This window comes from Croceivirga sp. JEA036, assembly GCF_011882165.1.
GTDB lineage: Bacteria > Bacteroidota > Bacteroidia > Flavobacteriales > Flavobacteriaceae > Croceivirga.
Map to the genome: position 1 here is coordinate 1 of NZ_JAATON010000019.1, position 1,483 is coordinate 1,483.

Below are 1,483 nucleotides of genomic sequence, written 5' to 3' on the forward strand. Positions count from 1 at the left end.
TTCAAGCTACTTCACCACGGAGACCTTCAGCGTATGCACCGATAGTGGAGACGACTGTAACGGATGCTATTATTTTGACGGCACGGTTACCGGTGGCGGCGGTGACCCTACCATGACGGGGGGGTCAACGGGCATTACCTCCACCCCTGCATCGGAATACGATGAGGACGTGGTAGTAACGCAACCAAGCGGCTTCCAGAACATGTTCGTCTCATTGGCGGAGACCATCAACGAAAAACTGGGCAATTCGCTTTCGCCAGAAGAACTCAGTTTTCTTGTCGCTTTTTATGATTTTGCTATTGAGGCAAATCAATTCTTGAACGGTAATAATAACTCGGTAGAAGCTAAATCGATTGTAAAAGATATAGTTGATACTTTAAGTAGGGATATACTTAAAGAATTTGAGCAAGATTATCGTAACAGAATGTCCATTAGTGAAAAAGCCATTTTTGACTCTATGAGTCAATTCAAACAAAAAGGCTACCTAGTAAATGGTCAAAAAGCTACATGGGCTGCTGAAGATTTATATCCTAATTCATTTTATAATGGCAAAGGTGATGCTTTTAGACATGCTTACTTTAATGCATTAAATGCCATTTTGCTTGGAGTGACATTAGCTAAGGATTTGGCAACAGCACACGAAGATAAGCCTGCTCCTTCCAATTACCCTAACTATTCTAAAGAAGTGCAAATGGACTTGTTTAACAATGAGGTTGGGAGAAATAAAAGAACCTGGTTTACTGATGGTTTTAATTCCTTAGTCGAAAGTATTTCAGCAGCTATGGTCAATGGTGAGTTGAGGTACCTGTCTCATCTACTGGGTGGTGGAAGCAGTGGTCCTGCTACCAATCAGTCTCAATTAATCCCTACAAATTAAGCAAAATGAAGAAGATAGCAATTTGTTTTTTACTATATAATTTAATTATATCCTGTAATTGTAACAATCGTGGAGATCAAATAAATTTTTTGATTACGGATTTCACAAAACAAAGAGTGGACACACTTGTCCCTTACAAAAACAAAAGTTATATCACTTACTATATAAAAATCAAGGGAAAAGTGAATGATACCATTAAAATCCAAAGAAAAGATTATGGCCATTATTTTATTCTTCCGGGACATGTTGATACACTCTTGAATGGCGACTATTATGGTACTGAAAATATCATATGGACTTTTGACCCTTACAAGGCCACAAAGGGAGAATTGAAAATTGAGTATAGCTTATAAATACAAACCACAACACGGTATAAACGCAATGGCGGCTTGGGTGTTAAACCGAGCCGCTTTGTTTTCAAGCTAGCTCCTATGCTAACAGGAAAGAATACACCTTTAAAGCTGCCACTTCGCTTATACAAGACCGTCAGACTGTCTCAAAACCCACTTTTTATCACCTCAATTTACTTTGTCACCTTGGTGATATTTCGTAACTTAATGTATGGAATATCAACAAGGACAAGACCGCTCGCAACTTACCCTTTAC

General features: G+C 38.8%; 2 protein-coding genes. Both read left to right on the forward strand.

Going from position 1 to position 1,483, the window contains the following annotated elements; all coding sequences use genetic code 11:
* The coding region (locus HCO57_RS16545) for a DUF6973 domain-containing protein (RefSeq protein WP_410492694.1) at positions 1–877 on the forward strand (877 nt) is incomplete at its 5' end.
* A 5-nt stretch (positions 878–882) separates the two neighbouring features.
* Positions 883–1,230 (forward strand): hypothetical protein, encoded by a 348-nt coding sequence (locus HCO57_RS16550; protein ID WP_167989946.1) that lies wholly within the window; start codon positions 883–885, stop codon positions 1,228–1,230.
* Positions 1,231–1,483 lie beyond the last annotated feature (253 nt).